The 19,295-nt window shown below is 57.0% G+C and carries 20 protein-coding genes and 1 pseudogene; 13 read left to right on the forward strand and 8 right to left on the reverse strand.

Features of this window, described 5'->3' with window-relative positions:
* Positions 1-66: 66 nt before the first annotated feature.
* Genes KGB24_RS22505 through KGB24_RS22520 form a run of 4 tightly spaced genes read right to left on the reverse strand, consistent with a single transcriptional unit; the run spans position 67 to position 4,541 of the window.
* Positions 67-1,413, reverse strand: a complete 1,347-nt coding sequence (locus KGB24_RS22505) for an NAD(P)/FAD-dependent oxidoreductase (protein WP_223416286.1) — start codon at positions 1,411-1,413, stop codon at positions 67-69.
* Positions 1,410-2,927 (reverse strand): aldehyde dehydrogenase, encoded by a 1,518-nt coding sequence (locus tag KGB24_RS22510; RefSeq protein ID WP_223416285.1) that lies wholly within the window; start codon positions 2,925-2,927, stop codon positions 1,410-1,412. Before KGB24_RS22510 ends, KGB24_RS22505 begins: the two co-directional genes overlap by 4 nt.
* Positions 2,920-3,831 (reverse strand): dihydrodipicolinate synthase family protein, encoded by a 912-nt coding sequence (locus KGB24_RS22515; protein WP_223416284.1) that lies wholly within the window; start codon positions 3,829-3,831, stop codon positions 2,920-2,922. Before KGB24_RS22515 ends, KGB24_RS22510 begins: the two co-directional genes overlap by 8 nt.
* Positions 3,828-4,541 carry a GntR family transcriptional regulator gene (locus KGB24_RS22520; RefSeq protein ID WP_008033405.1) on the reverse strand — a complete coding sequence of 238 codons (714 nt, stop codon included), beginning with the start codon at positions 4,539-4,541 and terminating at the stop codon, positions 3,828-3,830. The genes KGB24_RS22515 and KGB24_RS22520 overlap by 4 nt, the downstream gene beginning before the upstream one ends.
* A gap of 414 nt (positions 4,542-4,955) precedes the next feature.
* Between KGB24_RS22520 and KGB24_RS22525 the strand changes: the two genes are divergently transcribed.
* The 5 genes from KGB24_RS22525 to KGB24_RS22545 all read left to right on the forward strand — a co-directional run bounded on the left by KGB24_RS22525 (position 4,956) and on the right by KGB24_RS22545 (position 11,157).
* Positions 4,956-5,894 (forward strand): LysR substrate-binding domain-containing protein, encoded by a 939-nt coding sequence (locus tag KGB24_RS22525; RefSeq protein WP_192415860.1) that lies wholly within the window; start codon positions 4,956-4,958, stop codon positions 5,892-5,894.
* A gap of 138 nt (positions 5,895-6,032) precedes the next feature.
* Positions 6,033-7,289, forward strand: coding sequence for an aromatic ring-hydroxylating oxygenase subunit alpha (locus tag KGB24_RS22530; RefSeq protein ID WP_223416283.1), 1,257 nt, complete (start codon positions 6,033-6,035; stop codon positions 7,287-7,289).
* A gap of 3 nt (positions 7,290-7,292) precedes the next feature.
* Positions 7,293-8,441: a 2Fe-2S iron-sulfur cluster-binding protein gene (locus KGB24_RS22535; protein ID WP_411736632.1), complete on the forward strand. Its 1,149-nt coding sequence runs from the start codon at positions 7,293-7,295 to the stop codon at positions 8,439-8,441.
* Positions 8,442-8,580: 139 nt separating this feature from the next.
* Entirely contained in the window at positions 8,581-9,486 is a 906-nt protein-coding gene (locus KGB24_RS22540) for an alpha/beta fold hydrolase (protein ID WP_223416282.1), read from the forward strand.
* A 183-nt stretch (positions 9,487-9,669) separates the two neighbouring features.
* On the forward strand, positions 9,670-11,157 hold the full coding sequence (locus KGB24_RS22545) for a sensor histidine kinase (RefSeq protein WP_223416281.1): 1,488 nt from the start codon (positions 9,670-9,672) through the stop codon (positions 11,155-11,157).
* On the opposite strand, the gene KGB24_RS22550 is transcribed toward KGB24_RS22545, so the two are convergent.
* Positions 11,158-11,856: a response regulator gene (locus tag KGB24_RS22550; RefSeq protein ID WP_223416280.1), complete on the reverse strand. Its 699-nt coding sequence runs from the start codon at positions 11,854-11,856 to the stop codon at positions 11,158-11,160.
* Between the two features lie 513 nt (positions 11,857-12,369).
* On the opposite strand from KGB24_RS22550, the gene KGB24_RS22555 reads away from it, so the two are divergent.
* Together KGB24_RS22555 and KGB24_RS22560 are read left to right on the forward strand one after the other, a co-directional pair.
* A complete protein-coding gene (locus KGB24_RS22555) occupies positions 12,370-12,771 on the forward strand; it encodes a GFA family protein (RefSeq protein WP_223416279.1) in 402 nt (133 codons plus the stop codon).
* A 246-nt stretch (positions 12,772-13,017) separates the two neighbouring features.
* The gene (locus KGB24_RS22560) at positions 13,018-13,599 is read left to right on the forward strand and encodes a hypothetical protein (RefSeq protein WP_223416278.1); all 582 of its coding nucleotides are present in this window, start codon (positions 13,018-13,020) and stop codon (positions 13,597-13,599) included.
* A gap of 219 nt (positions 13,600-13,818) precedes the next feature.
* Here KGB24_RS22560 and KGB24_RS22565 read toward each other — a convergent pair whose 3' ends face one another.
* Positions 13,819-14,247, reverse strand: a complete 429-nt coding sequence (locus tag KGB24_RS22565) for an Rrf2 family transcriptional regulator (RefSeq protein ID WP_008038831.1) — start codon at positions 14,245-14,247, stop codon at positions 13,819-13,821.
* 141 nt (positions 14,248-14,388) lie between these two features.
* Here KGB24_RS22565 and KGB24_RS22570 point away from each other — a divergent pair, with 141 nt between their 5' ends.
* Positions 14,389-15,276 (forward strand): NAD(P)/FAD-dependent oxidoreductase, encoded by an 888-nt coding sequence (locus KGB24_RS22570; RefSeq protein WP_223416277.1) that lies wholly within the window; start codon positions 14,389-14,391, stop codon positions 15,274-15,276.
* Between the two features lie 44 nt (positions 15,277-15,320).
* Here KGB24_RS22570 and KGB24_RS22575 read toward each other — a convergent pair whose 3' ends face one another.
* Entirely contained in the window at positions 15,321-16,277 is a 957-nt protein-coding gene (locus KGB24_RS22575) for an AraC family transcriptional regulator (protein ID WP_223416276.1), read from the reverse strand.
* A gap of 198 nt (positions 16,278-16,475) precedes the next feature.
* Here KGB24_RS22575 and KGB24_RS22580 point away from each other — a divergent pair, with 198 nt between their 5' ends.
* From KGB24_RS22580 to KGB24_RS22590, 3 genes are all read left to right on the forward strand, one after another.
* Positions 16,476-17,429: a diiron oxygenase gene (locus KGB24_RS22580; protein ID WP_223416275.1), complete on the forward strand. Its 954-nt coding sequence runs from the start codon at positions 16,476-16,478 to the stop codon at positions 17,427-17,429.
* A 72-nt stretch (positions 17,430-17,501) separates the two neighbouring features.
* Complete coding sequence (locus tag KGB24_RS22585; RefSeq protein WP_008033431.1) at positions 17,502-17,924, forward strand: MAPEG family protein; 423 nt, start codon at positions 17,502-17,504, stop codon at positions 17,922-17,924.
* Between the two features lie 187 nt (positions 17,925-18,111).
* Positions 18,112-18,531: a hypothetical protein gene (locus KGB24_RS22590; protein ID WP_008033437.1), complete on the forward strand. Its 420-nt coding sequence runs from the start codon at positions 18,112-18,114 to the stop codon at positions 18,529-18,531.
* 41 nt (positions 18,532-18,572) lie between these two features.
* Here the strand turns inward: KGB24_RS22590 and KGB24_RS22595 are convergent, their stop codons facing one another.
* Entirely contained in the window at positions 18,573-18,875 is a 303-nt protein-coding gene (locus tag KGB24_RS22595) for a helix-turn-helix domain-containing protein (protein ID WP_223416274.1), read from the reverse strand.
* A 7-nt stretch (positions 18,876-18,882) separates the two neighbouring features.
* Between KGB24_RS22595 and KGB24_RS22600 the strand changes: the two genes are divergently transcribed.
* Both KGB24_RS22600 and KGB24_RS29480 read left to right on the forward strand, forming a co-directional pair.
* Positions 18,883-18,975: a hypothetical protein gene (locus KGB24_RS22600; RefSeq protein WP_317851196.1), complete on the forward strand. Its 93-nt coding sequence runs from the start codon at positions 18,883-18,885 to the stop codon at positions 18,973-18,975.
* Positions 18,976-19,174: 199 nt separating this feature from the next.
* Positions 19,175-19,288, forward strand: a pseudogene (locus tag KGB24_RS29480) (hypothetical protein); the annotation flags it as partial.
* Positions 19,289-19,295 lie beyond the last annotated feature (7 nt).

Raw genomic sequence — 19,295 nt, forward strand, 5'->3', positions numbered from 1 at the left:
CTCCGATCTACGGTTAAAACTAGAGATTAGGCCTTTATGAAATAAAAGCCGGTGGTTTGAAACTATTCAGCCTTCTCGCCCTGCTCTGAGCGCCTGCCAGCGAATAACCGAGTTGACACCCAACATCGTCAATATCTTTGGTGGAAGCCGGCTAGGCCCTGGCAGTTGACTGAAACTTTGCAAAACCTGTGAATGGTGACCGCTGGCCAACTCGGCAGCCATCACGCCTGCCAATGTGCTTTTAACCGTGCCCAGCCCGTTTTCGCAGCAAGCGGAATAGAGGTTTTCCTCGATTTCGCCAAAGGCGGGAGCGCTGTTGCGACTCAGGCAAAGCCGCCCTGCCCAGCTGAATTCCAGCGGCGTCGATTTCAACTCCGGGAAACGCGCATCCAGAGAGTGCCGTTGTTCTTCGGCCACCGCTGCGACACGCATCGGTGTGACTTGAATACTCGGGTCATAGGTAAACTTGGTGCGGATAACAATCCGCGAAAGTCCATTCGAAGTTATCTTGCGAACTGTCGCGCCCATAGGGTCCGCTGGCAATAAGGCCCAACGATCTTTACCGGTAACCGGCCTTGAAAACTCATCATGACTATAAGCAGCCGTCATTGAGGCGTAAGTAAAGACATGCAGCAACCGGCCTTGAAAGTGACCGAAGTCTTCAATATGACCATTGACCGCAAGAATGACTTTAGGCGCACTAACGGAACCACGATGAGACTTCGCCTTCCAGCCAATTCCCGCCCGGGACAATTCCACAATCGGTGAACGCTCATACAGTTCAATCTGCCGATCAAGTCCGTTTGCAAGATCCCGAATATATTGCGCTGGCTGAATCATCACCGCACCAGGCGTATACAGCCCGTTGTGGTAATAAGTGGAACCGGTGATGTCTCGCATCTGCGCGGCGTCCAGCACTTCAAACCGCTCGCCAATGCCTTTTAGCGATTTGGCATAGTTGTCATTGAGTTTCATCCCCCGCTCGGTGGCGGCGGCGTTGATCTTGCCGGAAGGGTCGAACGTCTGCGCAGACATGCCATATTCACGTGCAGCGTCGGCGGCAAACGCAATGGCAAAACGGTTCTGGGCAATTTCCAGTGCCGTTGCCGACTCACCGCCCACCGAATACTCCCCGGAGGAAAGGCTGTGCGGCACATCGATCATGAACCCCGAGTTCCTGCCCGCCGGCCCCTTGGCGATTTCATGGGCGTCCACCACCGCGATGCGGCAACCCGGATGCAGTTGAGCCAGCCTGCGAGCCGCAGACAGCCCGGCAAAACCCGCACCGATAATCAGCCAGTCCGCCGTCACGTTGCCATCAAGCAGGCGAACAGGCGCAGTGCGTACGGAAATTGCCTCCCAACCTGAAACCCCGGTGTCTACCGGAAGGCGCTTGATGGTATGGGTGCTCATTTTTCGTTCTCTTCATCCGACCGATCAGACACATCGATCCAGATGGTTTTGATTTCGGTGTATTGATCGTGGGCAAAAATCGATTTGTCCCGACCGCCGAACCCGGACTCCTTGTAGCCGCCAAACGGCGTGGAAGCATCGCCCTCGCCGAAGCAGTTCACGGTGACGATCCCGGCGCGAATCTCCCTCGCCAACTTGATGGCACGACGCAAACTGCCGGTGTAAACCGAGGCGGCCAAGCCGTACACCGTGTCATTGGCGAGGGCAATGGCTTCAGAAATCGAGCTGAACGTGGTGACCGACAGAATCGGACCGAAGATCTCTTCCTGGAACAACCGACTCTCTGGCGCGACACCGTCAATCACGGTCGGCTCGACGAACGCACCGTCTTCAGTGCCACCGCCGTACACAACGTCAAGTTTGCCGACGCTGGCATGCTCAAGGTACGACTTCACTTTCGCGAAATGTTCGGGGCTGACCAACGCGCCGACGCGGTTTTGCGGGTCGAGTGGATCACCCATTTTCCATTCGCGGATGTAGGCGCCCATGCGTTCCAGCAGTTCATCTTTCACAGACGCGTGGACGATCAGCCGCGAGGTTGCGGAGCAGTTTTCGCCCATGTTCCAGAACGCGCCGTTGACGACATGCTGAGCGACAAGGTCGAGGTTTTGCGCATCGTCCATCACCACGGCCGGGTTTTTCCCGCCGCACTCGAGAACGATGCGTTTCAGGTTCGAATCGGCTGCGTAGTGCAGGAAACGGCGGCCGGTTGCGGTGGAGCCGGTGAAGCTCACCATGTCGACGTCGTGATGCAGGCCGATCGGCTCGCCGACCTCTTTCCCGGTACCGGTGACAATGTTGAGCACACCGGCGGGGACGCCCGCCTCGAACGCGAGTTGCGCCACACGCAGCGTCGTCAGCGTGGTCTGCTCGGCCGGTTTGACGATCACCGAACAGCCTGCGGCGAGTGCCGGGCCGATTTTCCAGGCCAGCATCAGCAGCGGGAAGTTCCAGGGCAGCACGCAGCCCACCACCCCGATAGGCTCACGCACGACCATGGTCAGCGCGTCACTGCCCACAGGGGCGGTGTTGTCATAAATCTTGTCGATCAACTCGGCGTGCCAGCGCAGCGTATGAATGGTGTCCGGCACATCGACCAACTGGCACTCGCTGACTGGCTTGCCGCTGTCGAGGCTCTCAAGGACCGCCAGTTCGTGGCTATGCCGTTCAAGCAAATCGGCAAACTTCAACAGGACGGTTTTGCGCTCTTTTGGAGAAATGGATCTCCAGCGGCCATCCTCAAACGCTTCCTTGGCGTTGCTGACCGCGAGATCGACATCTGCCGACGCGCAAGCGGCGACGTCTGCCAGAAACTCACCGGTCGCCGGATTGTTCGTGGCGAAGGTATTGCCCGAGATCGCGGGTTTGAACGCGCCGTTGATGAAGGCATTGCAGGGGAACGAAATGTCTTTGGCGATGGCGGCGTATTCGGCCTTGGTCAGGAGATCACCCATGGCTGGCTCCTGATGTGATGCGTGCAACGTCGCGCTTCACATTGGCAATGATGGTTTGCAGGCTATGCTTTTCTTCCAGGTCGAGAGGTTGCAGCGGCAAGCGCACGTCCCCTACTTTCAGCCCGGCCAGTTCACAACCGTATTTGATCGACTGCACAAACTTGCCGCCGTCCAGGGCATTCATCAGCGGCATCATCGCCGACATGATCCGGCGGCCCTTGTCGAAGTCCTTTTCGAGCACACAGGCTTCATAAAGCGCCACGTGTTCGGTTGGCAGGAAGTTGGAGCCGGCACACACCCAGCTTCTGGCGCCCCAGGCAAAAAACTCCAGTGCCTGATCATCCCAACCGCAGGACAGCGCGATGTTCGGGAACTCACGGGCCAGCAGATGAACGCGGCCCATGTCGCCGGAGCTTTCCTTGATGGCAACTACATTCCTGGAGGTGCTCACACGGGTGAGGTATTCCTCGTCCATCGAAACCGACATGCGGCCGGGGTAGTTGTAAAGCATGATAGGCAGGTCGGCAGCGCGATCGATGGTCAACGCGTGGATTGCGTTTTCCTGGGAAGTCGGCAGCGCGTACGGCGGGCTGGTGACGAGAATGGCGTCCGCTTTGATCGCTTTGGCATCCTTGGCGTATTGCACCGAATCTTCGGTACGAATGGCCCCGGTGCTGACGATCAACTGGACCCGGCTGCCGATGACATCCTTGGCATAAGCGGCAAGCTCGGTACGCTCTTCCGAGGTCTGCGCATAATATTCGCCGGTCGAGCCGCCGATGATAATGCCGTGCACTTTCGCCTCGATCAGCGACTCCAGTACTTCGGAATACACGCTCCAGTCTATTTCCCCATCCGGTTTATGAGGTGTCACTGCGGGTGTGTAGATGCCTTCAAATTTCAAGATGATTTCTCCGGAAATGAATTGCGTGGAAGATCAACGAGCGCGTCCGCCTTGATGCCTTGGGGCGCGATAAAAATCTCCATGTTTTCCCGGGACAGTTCCCAGTGTTCAAACACGAGATCGACTACTGCAGATTCATCGCGGCGTTCAATCGCCTCGATAAACAAATCGTGGTGCCCCGCCGACAGCTCAAGACGCTCTTCCATGTCCTCGTTTTGAGGCCGGAAAAAGGTATTGCCGATACGGGAGTGATCAATCAGCAATCTTTCCAGGCTGGGCTGGAGGTATTGATTGCCGGCCATTTCGCCCATGATCGCGTGGAAGCGGTTGTTCTCGACGACCATGGCCAGCGCATCCCTTGAGGTGGTGGCGATGCGGAACCGATGCTGCGTGTCCTTCAAGTCGACCAGTTGGCGCGGCTTGTAGTTTTGAACGGCCAGACGGCCAACGGCTGCGTAAATCATCGGTGCGACGAGGAAGAAATTGCGTAGGGTCGAGTGATTCATTGGAATCACCCGGGCACCGCGGTTTTCCCGAATGTCGACATAACCTTCACCGGCCAGGCGTCGGAATACTTCCCGGACCGGCGTGCGGGACAAGCCATATCGCTCGCTGAGAATGACCTCATCCAGCGCTTCGTCAGGGTCCAGTTCCATCGTCAGGATTTGACGTTTCAGATCTTCGTAAAGACTGGTTTTGCCGTTTTTCACAACGACCTCCAAGGGCAGTTTTGCGGTCAGGTGCGGCTGACTGATGAGTCGAGACTCGCACGGGTTTTTGGGTCGGTCAATAGATTGTATTTCTTGTGTATACATATAAAACACAGGAAAAACACAACGTAATTTCTAATAATTTCTTTTTAATTCATTTAGTTATGCGTTCACCTCAAAAATGAACTAGTCGGTTACAGAAAAGAAACACGTCGTTTTTGGAATGCTTATTTCTAGATCATTCCATCATAAAGCTTATTGCCAAGCGCACTTTGCCAGCAGCCCGGTTGACCCGTAGCGACATGGCGCAAGGCGTTTGCGACACGGCTTTGCGAGCACTTCCCGGCGAGCAACGGAACGAGCGATAGTGTGTCGCCGGTTGAGCGGCTCCGTTCTCCTTCAGGATCGACCAAGATGGGCAGTGAAGAAACCAGTAAGAAGGTCAAGGGCTACCGCCGACTGATACCGTCCATGACGGCCTTGATGGAATTCGAGGCCGTTGCGCGGTTGAGCAGCTTCACGCTGGCGGCGCAAGAATTGGGCGTGACCCAGGCGGCCGTCAGCAAGCAGGTCAAATACCTGGAGGAAACCCTCGGCACCCGTCTGTTTCATCGACTGCACCGGGCGATCAAACTGACCAGCGAAGGCTACGTGCTGTATTCGGTGGTCGCCGAATCGATGCAGCGCATGGCGAATGTGTTCGACAAGATTTCCGAGGGGATTCCCGAGCAGGAACTGGTGCTCGCCTGCACTGCGGCGTTTTCACACCTGCGCATCCTGCCCCGGCTGGCTGCATTGCGCCTGTCGCAACCCAAGCTGCAATTGCGCCTGATCACCCAAGTCCACAATCCGGACGTGCACCGACAGGACGTCGACATCGCCGTGCGCTTCGGCAATGGCAAATGGGAAGACGGCACGGCGATTTTCCTGTTTGACGAAGAGGTGTTCCCGGTGTGTTCCCCCGCCTGGCTGACCACGCACCCTGCCCCGCTGTCGGTCGACGACTTCCTGCACATTGACCTGATCGATTCGGACACCACGCTCGAAGGCTGGATGACGTGGAACAGCTGGTTCAAGGAGCTGGGCGAGAGTCGTCCCAAGGTGAATTATTGCCTGCGCTGCAGCAGTTACAACGACACAGTGCAGGCCGCGTTGCAGGGCTATGGCGTCGCGCTGGGCTGGAACCGCTTGTTGCGTCCGCTATTGCTGAGCGGCGAACTGGTGCGGATTACTGACTATGCGGTGAAACCGAAAGATGCCTATTACCTGATTGTTCCGAACGGCCGGGAAATAACCCCGCTGGTGCACGCCATCGTCGATTGGCTGCGGGATGAGTCGCTACTTTCACACTAAGGTCAGTTGTCGATTCTTCGCATAACTTTTAGCTATGCGAGGGTGAAATTAAAGCGCATTGACGCAAATCCGGACCATTTTGATACTTGCCTCACCGTCACTTGCTGACGATTCAACATCGCCCCCGTGAGGCAACAGATGACAAACACCGTCGCGAAATCCCAACAAGAACTGGTGACTGCACGCACCCCCGGTCATGGCATGCAGGGCGCGTTGTTCGGGCGTCAGGATATTTTCGACAGCGACGTCGATATCTTTTTCACCCGGCACTGGATTCTGGTCGGCGTGACGGCGGACATCCCGGAGCCTGGGGATGTTTCGACCATAGACATCGGCAAATCCTCGATCATCCTCGTGCGCGATGACGACGAGCAGGTGCAGGCGTTTCGCAACGTTTGCCGCCATCGCGGGGCACGCCTGAAGCAGGCCGGCAAATCAACGGTGGGCATGCTCGTGTGCCCGTATCACCAGTGGACCTACGACCTTGATGGCAGCCTCAAGCATGCCGCTCACATGGGCAAGGATTTCGATCCGACCTGCAAAAGCCTGACTCGTGTTCATACGAAAGTCGTCGGCACTCATGTGTTTGTTTGCCTGGGTGACCAACCACCGGCAGACATCACCTACCTGGAACAAACCATGGCGCCCCGGCTCGCGCCCTACAACCTCACGTATTCGAAGATTGCTTATGAAGCCGAGATCATTGAGGACGGTAACTGGAAGTTGGTCATCGAAAACAATCGCGAGTGTTATCACTGCTCTGCGACGCACCCTGAATTAACCGCTTCATTCCTCCCGGAAGATTTTGGGTTCTGCGCTGAAGGTCTGAGTGAGGAATCGCTGCAAGCGCTGGATGAGTATGAAGAACGCAATGCGGCGGCCAAACGCAGTTGGGAACGTGACGGTTTTATCTGCGACGCAGTGGAGCACCTGGACACAGACGCGGTGACCCAGTTCCGCACGCAGCGGCTGGTCATTGCCGGCAATGGCGAATCGCAAACGCTCGACACACGAGTGGCTTGCACGCGGCTGTTTGGTGACCTGACCCGCCGCGATCTCGGCGACGTGCACCTGTGGACTCATAACTCCTGGACGCATGTGATGAGCGATCACGCCGTCATTTCGTACATCATCCCGCTCGCGCCCGACAAGACGTTGGTGCGCACCAAATGGCTGGTCCATGCCGACGCCATCGAGGGCGTGGATTACGACATCGAGAAACTGACCGAAGTGTGGAAAGCCACCAACCAGCAGGACGCCAACCTTGTCGCGATCACCCACAGCGGTACGCAAGATCCCGGCTACTCGCCAGGACCCTTCTCGGCATTTACCGAATCCTACGTGGATCAATTCTCTCGCTGGTACGCCGCGCGGCTTGCCGCACAGGGTGTGTGAGCAATGACCATGACCCTCCTTGAAAAGCCGCCGGTTACAGCGAGCGCAGTGTCTGCACCGAACGTATTCACCCATCCGGACACGTGGGCCACCTACGGTGCGCAGTGGAACAGTGGCGAGCAAAAAGCGCTGCACTGTTGCGCCGTACGCGACGAAACCCACGACGTAAAAACCTTTACCTTTCGAAGTGCGGATTTCAGCGCCATCAGTTTTGAGCCAGGGCAGTTCATTACGGTATCGCCGACCATCTCGGGGCAACGCGTGTCGCGCTGCTACACGTTGTCATCGTCGCCCACCCGCCCCTTTGCGCTGTCGATCACAGTCAAGCGTGTTCCCGGCGGGACCGTATCGAACTGGCTGCACGATCACTTGCGCGAAGGCGACAGGCTGCTCGCCTCCGGCCCTGCGGGCAGCTTCACACCGACAGGCCGTCCAGCCGACAAGCTGCTTTATCTATCGGCGGGCTCCGGCGTGACACCGCTGATGTCCATGACCCGTGCGGGTTTCGACCTGGCAGCCCGACTGGATATCGTCTTCGTGCACAGTGCTCGAACCCCCGACGATATTATTTTCCATGAAGAACTGACACGGATGCAGGCCAGCATGCCGGGACTTCGTGTCGTGAATATCTGCGAAGGACGCGGCGACAGCACGGATTGGGCCGGGCCGATTGGCCGCCTGGATCTGGCCTTGCTCAGCGAACAGGTGCCGGACTTCAAGGAGCGGGAAGTGTTCACTTGTGGGCCGCAAGGCTACATGAGCGCGGTCAAGTCGCTACTCAAACAGGGAAGCTTTGATTTCCAGCACTATCACCAGGAAAGCTTCGATATCACGGCGCTGGATGAGGCCCCTCTGATCGAAACGGCCTGCGCGCTCGATCAGCCGGAGAGCCTGTTTACGATCACGCTGTCCCGCTCCGGTAAAACCTTCAGCATGCCGGGCAACCAGACCGTGCTGACCGCAGCGAAGAAGGCCGGCGCCATCATCCCCTCCTCCTGCAGCCAAGGAGTCTGTGGCACTTGTAAAACGGCGGTGCTGCAAGGCACGGTGGCGATGAACCACAACGGCGGCATCCGCCAGCGTGAAATCGACAAGGGATTGCGCCTGCTGTGCTGCAGTAAGCCAACGTCAGATCTGGTCATCGATTTGTAGGGTCCATCAGAACCTTTCAATGTGGTCTACGCTCCAGCCTTGGGTACCTTGTTCTGCCCCGGGCGACGTGCGTTTTCGGCACGGTGGTTTGCAGCGGATGCGGTACGCAACTCTCCACGCATCCTTCCGGGAAAACCACATGATCCGCACCTTGCTGACTGCTTCTTTGCTGCTTGCACTAACCCTACCCGCCCATGCCGGCGTCACGCCATTCCCCACTTCGTTCCGCACCCAGGACATCGCCGTGGAAGGCGCGAAAATCCACGTGCGCGTCGGCGGCAAAGGGCCTGCCGTGGTGCTGTTGCACGGCTTCGGCGACACCGGCGACATGTGGGCGCCCCTTGCTGCCGACCTGGCCAAGGACCACACGGTCGTGGTGCCGGACCTGCGCGGCATGGGCTTGTCGTCGATCCCGGACGGCGGCTACGACAAGAAAACGCAAGCGGGCGACATACGCGCGGTACTCGCAGCCTTGAAGATCGACCACTCGGTGGTGATCGGCCACGACATCGGCACCATGGTCGCCTTCGCCTACGCCTCGCGTTATCCGCAGCAAACCGATCGCCTGGTGGTCATGGATGCCCCCGTGCCAGGCATTCCGCCGTGGAACGAGATTGTGCGTTCACCGATGCTGTGGCACTTCGATTTTGGCGGTCCGGATGGCGAGCGCCTGGTGGCCGGTCGTGAGCGCATCTACCTCGACCGTTTCTGGAACGAGTTCGCCGGCGACCCGACCAAAGTGGACGAAGCCACCCGTCAGCATTACGCCAAACTCTACGCCCGCCCCGGCGCGATGCACGCGGCGTTCGCACAGTTCCGCAGCATTCGCCAGGACGCGGTGGACAACGAAGCATCGATGAAGACACGCCTGACCATGCCCGTACTGGCCGTCGGCGGGGAAAAATCCTTTGGCAACAACGAAGCCATCGTCATGCGCAACGCCGCGGACAATGTGACGGAAGTGGTGATTCCGGGGGCAGGACATTGGTTGATGGAAGAGGCGCCTACGCAGACTATTCGGGCGATTCGCGACTTTTTGCAGTGACCGCCTCTAGCAGGTCAACAACGAATTGCATCCCGCGCCTGCGAAGTGATTAGCGGGCTGGATGTTGGTTTGGGATCATATAGCCGTAGAACGGATCACCGGCGCTGCTGTAACCGATGACATGAAGGGTCGCAAAGGGGGTTTTCCAACCCACTTATCATGATGTTCATGGGAACCTGATCGATGGCAAGAGATGCAAAAGTCGATTCAAAAAACGAGACTTTTATCACGCAGGAGATTGAGGCCCTGGTCGAACCAGCCCCCGATGACAATGTGGTTCGCAATGGAATCTGGCACGCACGGCTCAAGGTCCAGGCGCGCAAGCTGAGTCACTCGACCCAGTTTGTCATTGCCGCTGCGGTGATCCTGGGACTTACCATGTTCTTCGTCGGCAAACTGGTAAGCGAACGAATAGAAAATGCCGCGGTAAATAGCGCAGCAGAAGCCGGCGCCCAGTACATGGACACGTTTCTGGAGCCTTATGTGCAGGAGTTGAGCCGAGACAACAACCTCTCGGCTGCAAGCATTCAGTCCCTGGACCTTCTCACGCAAAGTCGTGCGTTAAAACAGCACATTGTCTCGATCAAGATCTGGCGAGCGGATGGCACGGTGGTCTACAGCACGAACAAAGCCATCACCAACCACAAATTCCCAATGGATGAGATCACCGAGGCACTCAAGGGCAAAGTGGTCACCGACCTTGAAGAGTTGAACCAGGATGAGAACGAGTTCGAGCGTATGCTCAACATGCCGCTCTATGAGATCTACGCGCCCCTGCGGGATTCCAACTCCAGGAAAGTCATTGCGGTGGGCGAATTTTATGAAAAGGCCGATAGCCTCAAGCGCGAGATCAATCGCGTCCGACTGCAGGTATGGGTGGTCGTTGGCGCCGCGACGCTGGCAATGCTGACGCTGCTTTTCTTCATCGTGCGACGCGGTGACAAGATTATCCAGCGTCAACAAATCGCACTACGCCTACGGCTGCTGGAGCAAACCCGCTTGCACATCAGCAACGCCGAACTCCAGCGCAAGATGGCGACCGCTACCCAGGAGTTTTCCCGTGTCAACGAACTCACCTTGAGGCGCATTGGTGCAGACCTGCACGATGGACCGGCGCAGTTGTTGACCTTGATTCTGATCCGGCTCGACGACTTGGCCGAAAACTGCTCCGCTGTGGATCAGGAGTCGCTGGAAACCATTCGTGGCGCCGCCACAGATGCATTGCGTGAGGTCCGCGATTTATCACGAGGCCTGGCACTGCCGGAAATTAACGACTTGAGCCTGGTGGAAGAGTTGCAACTGGTGGCGCAACGGCACGAGCAACGCACTGGCACCAAGGTCACATTGACCCTGGGCCTGCTACCGAAGGCCGCGCCACTGCCGCTCAAACTCTGTTTGTACCGTTTTGTGCAGGAAGCCCTCAACAACGCATACCGTCATGCCAACGGCGAGGGTCAGGTCATCCAGGCGCAATACATTGATGAAGAATTGAACATCAGCGTCAGGGACAGTGGCCCAGGCATGGCGGAGGACGCCATGCTGCTCGATGCGTCCGGCAGAACCCGATTGGGGCTCGCCGGTTTGCGTTATCGCGTTGAATCTCTGGGCGGGTTGTTCAGCATCGAGTCCTGCGCCTCCGGCACGTCGGTAAATGCTCAGTTCAAACTCTAGTCAGGAACCGCTCCAGGCATCCATTTGTGTTTGCGCAGCTCCGATGTGAAGTCGCCCGACAGCTTCGCGCTCCCTGTAATGCCGTAGAGCGGTGACTGCTTCAACACGATTTCGGGCGTGGAGTTTCTGCATCACGCAGCCCATGTGGTGCTTGACGGTTTTTTCACTGATCAACAGCTTTGACGCAACTTCCCTATTGGTCAGCCCCATTGAAACTTCACGAATGACCTGCTCCTCGCGATGAGTCAAACCACACATGTGAATTTCCGCTTCGTGTTTTTTGATGTTATTCAGCAGCTTGTTGGCAAACTCAGGGGTGATGTACGTCTCCCCCTTGGCAACCGACCTGATCGCCTGGACCAGTTCCGGTCCGCTGACACCTTTCAACACATACCCTCGCGCGCCGGACTCCAGCGCCATAAAGGCGTCATCTTCGGATTCTGAAACGGTCAGCATCAGCACCTTCACATCTGACAGCTGAGTGGAAATGAACCGCACCGTGGCGAAAACATCGCCCGGCATATTGACGTCCATCAACATCACGTCCGGACGCACCCTCTGGGCAATATCCCTGGCCTCTTGCGCATTGGCGCCCTGCTCCACGACCTGAAGGTCCGCCCGTTTTCTCAAGGTATTGGCTACGCCCTCACGCAACAACGGATGATCGTCAGCAATGCCAATGCGAATGAATGGACTCATGACGCGCTCCCCCAAAGGATTTGCACTCGAACACTTATTGATTAATAGCAGGGAACCTGGAAAGACGCCGGTCGTCAGTCGTGCATCCCAGGCTACCGGCGCTCGGAAATCAGACTTAGGTCGGATGAAATCCGGTCATCAACACGCGATCATTGTTACAAGACCTCAGGCATTTATAACCCAACCCATTGTTTTAAAAGAACTCTGAACACGTCAGAACACAGTCAGCCTCATAAAACCCGGATCCATCTTTCATCCGACCAACAGTCGCTCTCCGGTCAGCACCTGGCTCAACTGTTCGGCTTGGAAACAGCCTCATGAAAACCCTTCTGATTCTGAGGGTGCCATCGTTACCATCGACACCGGTTCGACAGGAGGAATGCAATGGAACTGAAGTTCAGCGACCACAATGCTGCTCCAGTATTGCGCCCTGCCTGTTCGACGGGCAGTCGCTCGACACTGCATCTGCCTACCGCTTAAAGTGCCGCCCCCTCAACCGTGGATCGCCACCAAATGACTGAGACCTTCCAGGGCAGTTGCCTTTGCGGCGCCATCCAATACCAACTCCGGTCACGTCCCAAAGCTGTTTCGCACTGCCATTGCAGCCAATGCCGCAAAAGCCATGGCGCTGCATTTGCGAGCTACGGCAGTGTCTTGCGGGGCGACTTTGATCTGGTACAGGGTAATGACGACATCCGTTCTTACCCATCCTCTGAATCTGTCGAGCGCCAGTTTTGCGCTCGCTGCGGCTCGTCGCTCTTCTGGTCAAATAACCAGGGCGGATACTCCGACTGGATCTCCATAGCCCTCGGTACGCTGGACACGCCCTTTACTTGCGATAAACAGAAGCATGTCGAGGTGACGTCCAAGGCTGTATGGCATGACATTCAGGATCACTGGCCGCAGTCCGGATAATCGCTTTGTGGCTCGATCGACAGTATCAAATCGTCGATCCGTCACCTCAAAGGCCGAGCGAGAAGCTCTGGCTCAAAAGCTTCGAAACCTGGCCGCAACAGGACTCATCGGCAGCGACAACGTAGCCCGTGTTGCATCGACCGGTTGAATCCCCAACCAACAGCTGACTTTGCAGGTCATCTGCCAGACGACCAATTTTCCACTGCTATGCTGATAAGACCTGTTTCTGCACTGGGGACGAGTAGCATGGCAGCACAAGGCAAGCATTCCCCATTCACGTTCAAGGCTATGGCCTGTTGGGCTGGGATTTTCCTTGTCGCTTGGGCTGCCATAAAGCTGCTCGACACTCACCTCGACCTGAGATTGTTGGCAGATAGCACGAGCTGGCCGCAACGTTTTTCCGATTGGCTTTCGCTGGAAACGCCAATGCCGAATTGGTCGCTGCTGATGATTATCGCGATTTTAATCAGCACTCTGTCTGTAGCGATTTACTACGCCCGCAACACTGATGGAGATTACGACGAGCTACATGAGATAGAACGAAAAGTTTACAAAATGAACAACCCTCAGTTTCCACGACTGACAGATAACCAAACGCTACTGATGGAGGCGCTGGCTTATCATGCAAACTTCAGGAAAGTTGCAAACCTGAACTCAATTTGCAAACTTGTCTCACTCAGCACATCAGAAGTTGAAGCCGATCTAAAGCAACTTCAAGACAAACGTCTCATCAAACAAAAAGTGACACGGGGTACGTTTGGCGCCACCACTTTTGAACTTACCTTGGCAGGCAAGGATTATGCGTTAGAGCGATTTCAGCTAACGTAGGACAGACAAAGTGGAGGTAGGCTGGAGGTGCTTTTTCGAGCAACATAATTTGCCCACCGGGCGAAATTATTCATCTTTTCACAAGATCAAGTGGCCAAATTGGAAATGCCCAAGGATGCGATTCTTAGTCTACTGGACCGTCGCTTTCCGGCTAGAACTAAACATCCACACAAGCCATCCGGCCATGTACTTCCAGACGCCGCTTTGTAGACCACAGGTTTACAGACGTTGATAGCGCCGTTCGAAATCACTGGCCAACTGTTCAAGCGTGACGCTTCCCAAGCGATCTATAAGCAGTGCCTGCGCCGCATCAAACGCTTCAGTCAGCGCAGCATTCACCGCTTGCTCAACCAGACATTCTGGATGGTCGGTCGACAGACCGATGGCGAAGAGCGAGGACGAGCCCAAGGCCTGATGGATGTTCAACAGTGTTATATCCGCTAACGGTTTCGCCAGCGTCCACCCCCCACGGTGCCCCTTTTCCGAGCGCACATAGCCCCCATCCTTGAGCAGCGCCATGGTCCGCCGGACCACCACCGGGTTGGTACCGAGCATCTGCGCGATGGTATCGGACGTGGCGGGCTGTTCGTGGCGAGCCATGTGGATCAGCACGTGCAGCATGCGGGACAAGCGAGTGTCATTTCTCATGGATGGCGGTTTCCTGAAATTGCGTGTGCCGAGTATCGCTCGACACAGCATAAGTTACGAGACTGTTGACACCCCGACATCACGTAACTTACGTTGTATCTAGAGTTTTCGAGCAGGTCGAAGACCCAGGGAGACTGATCAATGGTTTACGACGTGATCATCGTTGGCGGCAGCTATTCCGGTATTTCCGCAGGCTTGCAACTGGCACGGGCGCGCCGAAAGGTGTTGGTGATCGATGCAGGTCAGCGCCGTAACCGGTTTGCTCACAATTCACATGGATTTCTTGGGCAGGACGGTCGTGATCCCGGCACGATAGCCAGCGAGGCACGTGCCCAGTTGCTGGCTTATCCAACAGTCGAGTGGCTTTCGCAACCCGCCATCCAGGCAAAGACGAGTAGTGGTGGATTTGTGATAACAGCCGCAAACGGGGAACAATTCGCAGCGAGGCGTCTGATCCTGGCCACAGGGGTGGTGGATGAGTTGCCTGAGATTCCCGGGCTGTCAGAGCGCTGGGGGCAGCGAGTGTTTCATTGTCCGTATTGCCATGGATATGAACTGTACGGCGGACCGATTGGAGTATTGGCGGCATCGCCAGTTGCTATCCACCAATCGCTGATGTTGCCCGACTGGGGGCCAACGACACTCTTCCTCAACGAGGTATTCGAGCCTGATGCCGAGCAGCTGGCGAAGTTGGCCAGCCGTGGGGTTGCGGTGGAGCGCGAACCTGTGTTGTCGGTTGGCGGGGAACAAGCCGATGTGACACTGGCCAGCGGCCGTGTGATCAAACTCGCTGGGCTGTTCACTCAGCCTCTCACGCGTATGGGCAGCCCGCTGGCAGCGCTGCTTGGTTGCGAGTTTGAAGCCGGGCCGACAGGTGAGTTCATCAAGGTCGATGCGATGCGCGAAACCAGTGTACCCGGCGTGTTTGCCTGCGGGGATGCAGCAATAGCCGCAGGCAATGTGGCCGTCGCAGTGGGTGACGGTGCACGCACGGGCGGCGCGGCACACCAGTCGCTGATCTTTCGCTGAATACGAGTCGCAAGCGGATTAAGCGCGTCCCTCGCCCTCCGTTCTCAAGCCGATTGCCTGCGCCAGGTGCCGGGTGATGTGCCGAACTGGCGCTTGAATGCGCGACTGAACGCGGCTTCAGATTCGTAGCCCACTGCAAAGCCGATTTGCGCCACATTGCCGCGACCTTCGCGCAGGTGTTGAGCCGCCACGTGCATGCGCCAGAGCGTCAGGTATTGCATCGGTGGCTGGCCGACCAATGCCGTGAATCGTTCCGCGAAAACCGAGCGCGACATGCCCACTTCAAGCGCCAGGGCTTCTGCCGTCCAGCCCTCGGTTGGGCGAGCATGAAGCAGCGCCAATGCGCGTCCGATGTGCGGATCCCGCAAACCCGCCAGCCACCCGCGCCGCTCAGCGGGGAGGCTCGCGACATACTGGCTGACGGCTTCGACGAAGAGCAATTCCGATAGCTTGGCGATGACCGTTGTCGAGCCGACGCGCCCCGCTGCGATCTCACTGACAGCAAACCGGAATGAGCTTTCAATCCAGGCACCCGAAGCCGTCGCGCGCACGTCCAGTTTCAATAAAGATGGCAGCGACGAGAGCAACGGACTGAAAGGGGTTTCAGTGCCGAGGAACCCACACAATAACTGCGTGACCTCGCCGCCTCCGCCGCACTTGATACGTGAAATGCCGCCGACTTCCGGCGGCTGAATAACGTCGCGCGCCGACATGGGAGCAACGCTCAGGTCGCTGCCAAACGTATGAACGTCATTGCGCGGAAGCAGAATGAGTTCGCCTGCCCGCACGTCGAGGGGGGCTTCACCGTCGATTCTTAATTGCATGTGCCCCGCAGCGACAAAATGCGACGCAATGACATGTCGAGGGGCCGCCAGGAACGGTTTGCAATCGTCCGCAGAGATTTTTCCGCTGAGGCACCAGGGCGCAGTGAATTCCGCCTCGAGGAAGACTCCTCCAGAGAGCCGAATGACACGCAAGACATCAGAAAGCGCATCCAGCAATTGCCAGCCCTCCTTTCCGGAGTCCGGAGCATGTAATCAGGCGCACCGGTCATTCTGCGCCTGAACGGCGAGGCCTAGATTAGCACCAACGCGGACTCAGTGATCGGGACGCTCCCCCAGAGGTTTCACCCAGGGTCACTGGCTCCGACGTTAACCGTAATGGCCCCTTCCCACTCGATCAGGAAGCAGGAGATCGATATGAACACCGTCGCTACCCTACCCGGCGCAGATTCAGGCAACGCCGCCCGTTATGCTCAACTCGTCAAGTCTTCGAAGAAAGCCGAATGGCAGATCGATCGCGATTTGCTCCAGGACCGCCGCTTCGACTTCTCGCGCAAATTCTTGCCCGACGGACTCTCGCGGATCGACCGCCTGACCTTTCTCTCCCTGGAAGAAGCGCGCCTGCTCAGCCAGATTCAGGGCCGAACCTATGCGTATATCTTTGGCCTGGTCGAGCGTTTTATCAGTGCCAAAATGCTCGATCAAGGTCGGGCTCATGTCTTTGACGATCAGCTCGCGCTTGAAGCGCTGGTGCGTTTTTCCAATGACGAGATCAAGCATCAGGAGCTGTTCCGGCGCATAGAAACGATGATGGATGCGCAATTGCCGGCGGGATATCGTCAAGTGGCCGATCCGAACGATGTGGCGCGTGCGGTACTGGCGGCCAGCACCTGGTCGGTGCTGGCGCTGACCTGTCATATCGAGCTGTTTGTTCAAACGCATTACGCAAAAAGCATCGCCCCGCGCGAGGAGTTGTGCCCACTCTTCAAGGATGTCTTCAAATTTCACTGGAAGGATGAAAGCCGGCACGTCGTACTCGATGAGCTGGAATGGAAAGCGGAGCACGCGAAACTTTCGCCAGTCGAACGCGACCAGGCAGTGAACGATCTGATTGCGCTGGTGGCAGCCGTCGATGCAATCCTGCAGGCACAATCGGCATCCGATGCCGACTACTTCATTCGCAATGTTCCACGCTCGTTCAGTGTTGACGAGAGCGAGCAAATCAAAACCTCCGTGCTGGACGCCTACCGCTGGCAATACATTATCTCGGGCGTGCAGCACCCACACTTTGGCCAACTGCTTGCGCGCATGACAACGCCCGCGCAGATGTCCAGGATTCAGACCGCACTGGCTCCCATCATGAGCAACTGATCTACAGGGTGCGGCCGACCTCGCGTCGGTCGTGCGGGTGTGCAATGACGTGCTGGATTGAGGATGGCAGCCATGACGATACCGATGTGGATGTTGCTGGGATTCGCGACCTGGACTTTGCTGCTGTTGATGGCAACCGTCGGGGTGTATCGCTGGGTCAGAATCCTGTTCTCGAATGTTCCGATTGCCTCTTTCCGAAGCGATCAGCCCGATGGCGAGGATTGGTATCGGCGCGGAACACGAGCGCATGCGAACTGTGTGGAAAACCTGCCGGTCTTTGGCGCCATCGTGTTCGTGATTTCAGCCCTTGGTATCAACACACCGGCCGTTGACTACTTGTCCATGCTCGTCCTGATCGCTCGTGTGTGCCAGTCTCTGGTTCACGTATCTCATGTGCAGACAAACAGGTTCGTGGCGGTGCGGTTTACCTTCTTTTGCGTTCAGTTGGTCTGTTTCCTTGCGCTCATTGTGATAGCGGCGAGTTACGGCGTATGAGTAAGGGATGAATCCAGGACTCGACGTGCTTGCTTGCCGCAAACGTCGAGGGCAATGCTTTGCCGCTCTCGGCAAGCATGTGCCACCGACTCATCTCAGCGCCCCGCCAACGCCCTGAAGGACAAGGCACTCAGCGAATGGCCTGACTTTTGCCTTGCTACTCGGTCACCAACCAAGGAGTGTCAACATGATCGGAAGCAACTTACCTCCGCTGCCTTACGTAGATGCGCTCAAAAGGTCTTTGGCGAGCGGCAACGTGACCGCCGGCAAGATCCAGGTCGCCAATGCGACAGCGGAAATCCAGGCACAGATCGACAAAAATTTTCGTGAGACAGAACGCGATCTGGAGCAGCTGAAAGCCCACTATAAACCTGATCAAAACCTGGCAACGTTCGACGCGAAAAGCAACGCTATCGAACGGCCCAACGTGCAGTCCCTCAGCAAAAGCGCCGCTTCGCCTGTGCAGGAAAACCTCCAGCCTCTGATCGAGGCCGGAAGCCATGAAGAGAACACAATCAACGCTAACCAAGGCGACTTTTCGATTGATAGCGCTGCGGTCTATCAGGAGTGGCTGCTGGCTCGTGGGAGCGTTGATGTAACTGTGTAGGCAATTGTGAGGGGCACCCAAGTAACCCTGCGAATGCTAGATCACACGGTTGAAAACCGCTTCCGATAGTCACTCGGCCCCACCCCGAGACGTCGCATAAATGCCCTTCTGAACCCGTCCCTATTGGCATAGCCGACGGTATCGGCCAAGCGCTTGAGTGAAACGTCCGAACCTTCGATCAGCCGCCTGGCCTCATCGATGCGCGCCAATTCGACAAGTTCGGCCGGGGTCGAGCCGGCTTCGGCTTTGAAGGTACGGGCGAATGTTGACGATGGCGTTGCGGGTGCTGCCCGTAGGAACCGCTTTGCGGTCTGGACCGGAATCGGCGCCGCCGGCACAGCCATTGTCGGAATGTATTGGTTGGGTGATACGGTATCGTTCTGGAAGCTTGTCTGGATCGCCTTGATCCTGTTGAGTGTCGCCAGCCTACGCTGGGCGACTTGAACACCCATGCTACTTACAGCCTTCAGCCTTGGAATAACTGGAGCTGTTCAGGCAGGAATCCCCCGCTCCGAGTCAGAGATTTCCGGACCATTCGGGCAACTGATCCGCCGCACGGAGCGGACACCTTCGTGCCGGGGGTCATAACAACACCCATGGGTTACAAATTGATCCGGCAACCACGTCACATTGCGCGACGTGATTGAAACGCTTTGTTCAAGGTGAACATCAAGGCCAAGGCCCCCTGCTTCCCGAGAGCCTCGACGACTACGTCAACGTCTCAGAGGTTGCCAAAGACGGTCCCGTACAGGTAATCGCCAAGT

This window comes from Pseudomonas sp. BF-RE-25 (assembly GCF_019956105.1).
Taxonomy (GTDB): domain Bacteria; phylum Pseudomonadota; class Gammaproteobacteria; order Pseudomonadales; family Pseudomonadaceae; genus Aquipseudomonas; species Aquipseudomonas migulae.

What these genes read in the sequence shown, in the direction of transcription:
- KGB24_RS22505 (WP_223416286.1), bottom strand. Translation starts at nt 1,413, where the DNA reads ATGAGCACCCATACCATCAAGCGCCTTCCGGTAGACACCGGGGTTTCA.
- KGB24_RS22510 (WP_223416285.1), bottom strand. Translation starts at nt 2,927, where the DNA reads ATGGGTGATCTCCTGACCAAGGCCGAATACGCCGCCATCGCCAAAGAC.
- KGB24_RS22525 (WP_192415860.1), top strand. Translation starts at nt 4,956, where the DNA reads ATGGGCAGTGAAGAAACCAGTAAGAAGGTCAAGGGCTACCGCCGACTG.
- KGB24_RS22530 (WP_223416283.1), top strand. Translation starts at nt 6,033, where the DNA reads ATGACAAACACCGTCGCGAAATCCCAACAAGAACTGGTGACTGCACGC.
- KGB24_RS22535 (WP_411736632.1), top strand. Translation starts at nt 7,293, where the DNA reads ATGACCATGACCCTCCTTGAAAAGCCGCCGGTTACAGCGAGCGCAGTG.
- KGB24_RS22540 (WP_223416282.1), top strand. Translation starts at nt 8,581, where the DNA reads ATGATCCGCACCTTGCTGACTGCTTCTTTGCTGCTTGCACTAACCCTA.
- KGB24_RS22545 (WP_223416281.1), top strand. Translation starts at nt 9,670, where the DNA reads ATGGCAAGAGATGCAAAAGTCGATTCAAAAAACGAGACTTTTATCACG.
- KGB24_RS22550 (WP_223416280.1), bottom strand. Translation starts at nt 11,856, where the DNA reads ATGAGTCCATTCATTCGCATTGGCATTGCTGACGATCATCCGTTGTTG.
- KGB24_RS22555 (WP_223416279.1), top strand. Translation starts at nt 12,370, where the DNA reads ATGACTGAGACCTTCCAGGGCAGTTGCCTTTGCGGCGCCATCCAATAC.
- KGB24_RS22560 (WP_223416278.1), top strand. Translation starts at nt 13,018, where the DNA reads ATGGCAGCACAAGGCAAGCATTCCCCATTCACGTTCAAGGCTATGGCC.
- KGB24_RS22565 (WP_008038831.1), bottom strand. Translation starts at nt 14,247, where the DNA reads ATGAGAAATGACACTCGCTTGTCCCGCATGCTGCACGTGCTGATCCAC.
- KGB24_RS22570 (WP_223416277.1), top strand. Translation starts at nt 14,389, where the DNA reads ATGGTTTACGACGTGATCATCGTTGGCGGCAGCTATTCCGGTATTTCC.
- KGB24_RS22580 (WP_223416275.1), top strand. Translation starts at nt 16,476, where the DNA reads ATGAACACCGTCGCTACCCTACCCGGCGCAGATTCAGGCAACGCCGCC.
- KGB24_RS22585 (WP_008033431.1), top strand. Translation starts at nt 17,502, where the DNA reads ATGACGATACCGATGTGGATGTTGCTGGGATTCGCGACCTGGACTTTG.
- KGB24_RS22590 (WP_008033437.1), top strand. Translation starts at nt 18,112, where the DNA reads ATGATCGGAAGCAACTTACCTCCGCTGCCTTACGTAGATGCGCTCAAA.
- KGB24_RS22595 (WP_223416274.1), bottom strand. Translation starts at nt 18,875, where the DNA reads ATGGCTGTGCCGGCGGCGCCGATTCCGGTCCAGACCGCAAAGCGGTTC.
- KGB24_RS22600 (WP_317851196.1), top strand. Translation starts at nt 18,883, where the DNA reads ATGTATTGGTTGGGTGATACGGTATCGTTCTGGAAGCTTGTCTGGATC.